General features: G+C 73.4%; 2 protein-coding genes. Both read left to right on the top strand.

Features of this window, described 5'->3' with window-relative positions; all coding sequences use genetic code 11:
- The first annotated feature begins 367 nt into the window (after nt 1-367).
- Complete coding sequence (locus ACFWH7_RS20465; protein ID WP_378219428.1) at nt 368-1,051, top strand: hypothetical protein; 684 nt, start codon at nt 368-370, stop codon at nt 1,049-1,051.
- A gap of 202 nt (nt 1,052-1,253) precedes the next feature.
- Nucleotides 1,254-6,170: ThuA domain-containing protein (locus ACFWH7_RS20460; protein ID WP_378219426.1), on the top strand; the 4,917-nt coding region annotated here is incomplete at its 3' end.

The following is a 6,170-nucleotide window of genomic DNA, read 5'->3' as shown; positions in this document are numbered from 1 at the left end:
GCTTGGCCCCGCCGGTTTGGGGGGGGGGGGGGGGGGGGGTTGGGGGGGGGGGGGGGGGGGCGGGTGGGGGCCCCCCGGCCCCGGCCCCGGGCCACGGGGCGGGCCCGGCCTGGGGGCGGGGCCGGCGCACACCGAGCGGGACGACCAGGGACAGGAGCGACAGGTGGCACAGCGCACCTCGGCACGGACGCCGACGACACGGACGCCGGCGGGAGGGGCCCGGAAGGGCTCCGGCCGCCCGAGCGGCACGACGACGCCCGCGCGCTCCCGTCCCGCTGACCGGGGCGGTGCCGGCCGCCCCGAGCCCCGGCCGCCGGCGCGCGTCCGCGCGCGCCGGTGGTTCGCGGGCCTCGACCCTTGGCGTCGGGTGCTGCTCGCCCTCGCCGCGCTCGCCGTCGTCGCTGTTCTGGTGGCCCTCGTGGTCGTGCTCACGCGCGAGACGCCGACCGCACCGGACGAGGGGTTCGCCGTCGACCCTGCGCGCGTCGCCGAGCTCGAGGCGGCCGAGGAGGCGCGCGACGCCGACAACCTCGTCGCGTCGATCGAGCACGCGCGGCACGTACAGACCGACCTCGTCCCCGTCCTGCACGGGCTGCACGCGGTGCTCCCCGTCGACGGGTCGAGCGCCGTGCCCGCCGACCCGGCCGAGATCGCGCAGTGGCGAGCGACCGTCGTCGGCCTCGTGGCCGAGACCGAGTCGCTCCAGAGCGGCTCCTCCGAGCACAACATCGTCCGCAACGGGATGCTCACCTCGCTCCAGCTCGTCGGCGACACGCTCGACGCCGTCGGCCTCGCGGCCGCCGCGGACGCGAGCGACCCGGCGGCGGCGACCGACCTCTACGCCCTCGCGGGCGACCTGCGCACGCGCGCGGTCGACGCGTGGGGCCTCGCCGCGATCCAGCTCGACCTCCGCTCGACCGCCGGGGGTCAGGGCCACGTCCACGTGTTCCTGCCCGTGCACCCGGACGACTCGCTCGACGGCGGCATGGACCTCGGGCACGAAGGCGGTTCCGCGGACGACGAGGACGCGCACGAGGACCACGACCATTGACCGACGGCGGCCCCACGGAGGGGCCGCCCCACCGACCTCCCGGTCGGGCGCCCTCCGGGGTGCAGGCCGAGCCCGACCGGGACCTGACCGGAGCGCCCGCGCGACGACGCGCGGCACCGACGACGCACCACGAGAAAGGAGCGCAGGACCTGCGGCCCGGCAACGGCGCCGAGCCGCACCGATCAGTTCTCAAGGAGGAGAAGTGACAGCACGACCTTCGAGAGGTCGGCGCCAGGGGGTCGCGGCGGTCACCGCCGCGGCCCTCGTCGCGCCGGCGCTCACCCTCGCGACGGCGGCCCCCGCCGCCGCGCACGACGAGTTCTCCGTCATGGTCTTCAGCAAGACCGCCGGGTTCCGGCACGGCTCGATCCCCGCGGGCATCGCGGCGATCCAGCAGCTCGGCACCGACCACCACTTCGCGGTGACCCCGACCGAGGACGCGGGAGCCTTCACGGACGAGAACCTCGCCCGGTACGACGCCGTCGTCTGGCTGTCCACCACGGGCGACGTCCTGAACGACGAGCAGCAGGGCGCGTTCGAGCGGTACATCGCCGACGGCGGCGGGTACGCCGGCGTCCACGCGGCGTCCGACACCGAGTACGACTGGCCCTGGTACGGCGAGCTCGTCGGCGCGTACTTCAACAGCCACCCGCAGAACCAGGACGCGACGGTCGTCGTCGCCGACGACGAGCACCCCTCGACCGCGCACCTCCCGGCGGCCTGGGACCGGTACGACGAGTGGTACAACTACCGCGAGAACCCGCGCGGCCAGGTCCACGTGCTCGCGAGCCTCGACGAGTCGTCGTACTCCCCGGGGTCGGGCGCCATGGGCGCCGACCACCCGATCGCGTGGTGCCAGGAGTACGACGGCGGCCGGTCCTGGTACACCGGCGGCGGCCACACCGACGAGTCGTACACCGACCCGGCGTTCGTCCAGCACCTGCTGGGCGGCATCCAGACCGCCGCGGGCGCGGTCGACGCCGACTGCGGCGCCACCGTCGACGCCTCCTTCGAGCAGGTGACGCTCGCCAAGGGCGCGGCCAAGACGGGCGAGCCGATCGCCATGGCCGTCCTGCCCGACGGCGACGTCCTGCACACCTCGCGCGACGGGCGCGTCTGGTACACGACCGCGGACGCCACGACGGCGCTCGCGGGCACCGTCCCGGTGTACACGCACGACGAGGACGGACTCCAGGGCGTCGCGATCGACCCGGGCTTCGCCGAGAACCGCTGGGTCTACCTCTACTACGCGCCCAGGCTCGACACGCCGCCCGGGGACGCTCCCGAGACGTCGGCCGACCCGGCCGCGTTCGAGGCGTTCGAGGGCTACAACCAGCTCTCGCGGTTCCGGCTCACGGAGCAGAACCTGCTGGACCTCACCAGCGAGCAGAAGATCCTCGAGGTGCCGGCCGACCGCGGGCTGTGCTGCCACGCGGGCGGCGAGATCGACTTCGACGCCGAGGGCAACCTCTACCTGTCGACGGGTGACGACACGAACCCGTTCGCGTCGGACGGCTACGCGCCGATCGACGAGCGGGCGACCCGCAACCCGGCGTTCGACGCGCGCCGCAGCTCGGGCAACACCAACGACCTGCGGGGCAAGCTCCTGCGCATCACGGTCGCCGAGGACGGGTCGTACACCGTTCCCGAGGGGAACCTCTTCCCCGAGGGTGAGTACGAGGCCGGCAAGACCCGGCCCGAGATCTACGCGATGGGCTTCCGCAACCCGTTCCGCTTCGCGGTCGACAAGGCGACGGGCGAGGTCCACCTCGGCGACTACGGCCCCGACGCGGGCGGTGCGAACGCGAACCGCGGCCCCGGCGGCACGGTCGAGTTCAACGTCATCGCCGAGGCGGGCAACTACGGCTGGCCGTACTGCATCGGCGACAACCTCGCGTACAACGACTACGACTTCGAGACGAAGGTCTCGGGGCCGAAGTTCGACTGCGCGGCGCCCAAGAACACGAGCCCGCACAACACCGGTCTCGTCGACCTCCCGCCCGCCGTGCCGGCGTGGCAGCCGTACGACGGCGGGTCCGTCCCCGCGTTCGGGACGGGCGGCGAGTCCCCGATGGGCGCCGTCGTCTACGACTACGACCCCGAGCTCGAGTCGGAGACCAAGTTCCCCGCGTACTACGACGGCAAGCCGCTGCTCTACGAGTGGGACCGTGCGTGGATCAAGGAGGCGATCCGCGCCGAGGACGGCAGCCCCGCGGGCTTCGTCCCGGCGCTGGAGTTCATGGACCTGCGCCGTCCGATGAACCTCGAGTTCGGCCCGGACGGCTCGCTCTACGTGCTCGACTACGGCGGCGGCTACTTCGGGGGCGACGCGCTCTCGGCCGTCTACCGGATCGACTACGTGCGCGGGGGCCGCTCGCCCGTCGCGCAGATCGACGCCTCGCCCACCAACGGCCAGGCGCCGCTCGCGGTGTCCTTCGACGGCACCGGGTCCTCGCACCCGGACGGCAAGGAGTTCACGTACGCCTGGGACCTCGACGGTGACGGCGAGACCGACGCCACCGACGCCCAGGTCTCGCGGACGTTCACCCAGAACGGCCGGCACGAGGTACGGCTCACCGTGACCGACGCCGACGGGAAGCAGGGCGTGGCGACCACGACCATCACCGTGGGCAACACCGCGCCCGAGGTGACGCTCGAGCTCCCGGCCGACGGCCAGTTCTTCGACTTCGGCGACCAGGTCCCGTTCCGGGTCACGGTCACCGACGCCGAGGACGGCGCGCAGGTCGACTGCAGCCGCGTCGTGGTGGAGTACATCCTCGGCCACGACAACCACGGGCACCCGCTGTCCAGCGCCACGGGCTGCGAGGGCGTCCTCACGACCGCCAAGGACGAGGGGCACGGCCTCGACGCGAACATCTTCGGCGTGGTCAACGCGACCTACACCGACGGTGGGGGCGCCGACGGCGTGCCCGCGCTCGCCTCCGACGACGAGGCCGTCCTGCACACGCGCACCAAGCAGGCCGAGTACTTCACCGACAGCCAGGGCGTCCAGGTCGTCGCGAAGGACGTGTCCGAGGGCGGCAAGCAGCTCGGGTACATCGCGGCCGGCGACTGGTTCGCGTTCGACCGGATGAACCTCGCGGGCATCGACTCGATCTCCGCGCGGTACAGCTCGGGCGGATCCGGGGGCGTGCTCGACGTGCGGGACGGCGCCGTGGACGGCCCCGTCCTCGCGACGCTCACGCTGTCGCCGACCGGGAGCTGGGAGACGCCCGCGCGCACGCAGGCGGTCCCGGTGAGCGACCCGGGCGGCACGCGCACGCTCTACTTCGTCGCGCGCTCGACGACGGGAGCCACGGGCGACATGTTCGACGTCGACTCCGTCACCTTCGCCGGTCGGGGCGCGGCGAACAACGTGGCCCCGGTGGTCGCCTCCGTGACGGCCACGCCCGCGACAGGCGATGCGCCGCTCGACGTCGCGTTCGCCGCCCAGGCGTCCGACGCCGACGGCGACGACCTCACCTACGCCTGGGAGTTCGGCGACGGCGGCACGGCGACGGGCGCGACCGCGCAGCACACCTACGCGGAGGCCGGGAGCTACACCGCGAAGGTCACCGTGAGCGACCCGTCGGGCGCCCAGGCGACCGGCACCGTCGCGGTCTCCGTGTACGGCACGCTCGAGTGCACCGAGCCGGACCCGCAGCGTGGGCCCGAGGACGAGTTCGAGGGCGAGGCGCTCGACGGCTGCCGCTGGGACGTCGTCGACCTCCGCCCCGATCTCGCCGAGGTTCGCGACGGGAAGTGGGTCGTGCGCACGACCGACGCCGACTTCGCGGGCACCGGGAACCAGCGCGTGCCGAACATCATCACGACCGACCAGCCGGGCGACTCCTGGACGGTCGAGACGAAGATGACGGCCGCGTTCGCGAACCAGTACCAGCAGGGCGGCCTCATCGTGCGCGCCTCGCAGTCCGACTACGTCAAGCTCGCCGTGGTCCAGCACCCCGGCGGCCTGCGCGTCGAGCTCCGCAGCGAGGTCGGCGACGTCGTGCAGTCGACCAACGGCGACGTCCTCGACATCGCGAAGCCCGTCTACGGCGAGTACCTGCTGCGGCTCTCGCGCGACGGCGACTCGTTCACCGGGTCGTACTCGCTCGACAACGGTCAGACCTGGGTCCCGACCACGCGCGCCGTCACGCACGCGGGGCTCGGCGACGCGGGCGTCGGCGTGTTCGCGCTCGGCAAGGGCGCGGGCGCGAACCAGATCGACGTCGCGTTCGACCACGTGCGCGAGGTCGACGGCAGCGGCGTCCCCGTGTGCGAGGACGTCACGGCGAGCGACACGTTCGACGGCAGCGGCTCCGGCCTCGGCCTCGACCCGTGCCGCTGGTACGTCGTCGACGCCGACCCGTCGCGGCTCGCCGTCGCGGACGGCGCGCTCCGGCTCACCACGACCGACGATGACGTCTACGGCGCGACGAACTCCACCGTGCCGAACATCGTCCGTTCGAAGGTCGTGACGGGCGACGAGTGGACCGTCGAGACGACGGTGCGCGCCGACCTCACGCAGAACTACCACCAGGGCGGCCTCATGGTCTACAAGGACCAGGCCAACTACGTGAAGGTCGGCGTGATCCACAACGGCGGCACCGCCGGGACGGTCGGCTTCGAGCTCCGCAGCGAGAAGGGCGACGTCGTGCTGCAGCCGCAGCCCGGCGTCGGCTCGCTGCCCCGCGAGGCGGACGCGACGTACCACGTGCGTCTCGCCCGGTCCGGCGACACGTTCGTCGGCTCGTGGTCGCTCGACGGCGAGCGCTGGACCCAGTTCGCGGCCGTGACGAACGACCAGCTCGACGGGATCGGGGTCGGGCCGTTCGCGCTCGGCAAGAACCAGACCCAGCCCACGGTCGTCGCGTTCGAGGACTTCGTCCTCGAGGGCGAGGTGGTCGAGCAGCCGCTCGACGTCACGACCGAGGTCCAGGTCCGGTGCCTCGCCGGCAAGGCGTACGTCGCGGTGCGCGCGACGAACGCCGACGACGTGCCGGTCGACGTCACGCTGACGACGCCGTTCGGCACCAAGGCGTTCACCGGCGTCCAGCCGGGCGCCTCGGCGTACCAGTCGTTCGCGGCGCGCGCGACGTCCGTCGAGGCGGGCGGC

The organism is Cellulosimicrobium cellulans (genome assembly GCF_042723955.1).
In the GTDB taxonomy this organism is placed as follows: Bacteria; Actinomycetota; Actinomycetes; order Actinomycetales; family Cellulomonadaceae; genus Cellulosimicrobium; species Cellulosimicrobium cellulans_H.
Note: the sequence above shows the minus strand (reverse complement) of the source record. Positions and strands in the feature narration are given on the sequence as shown.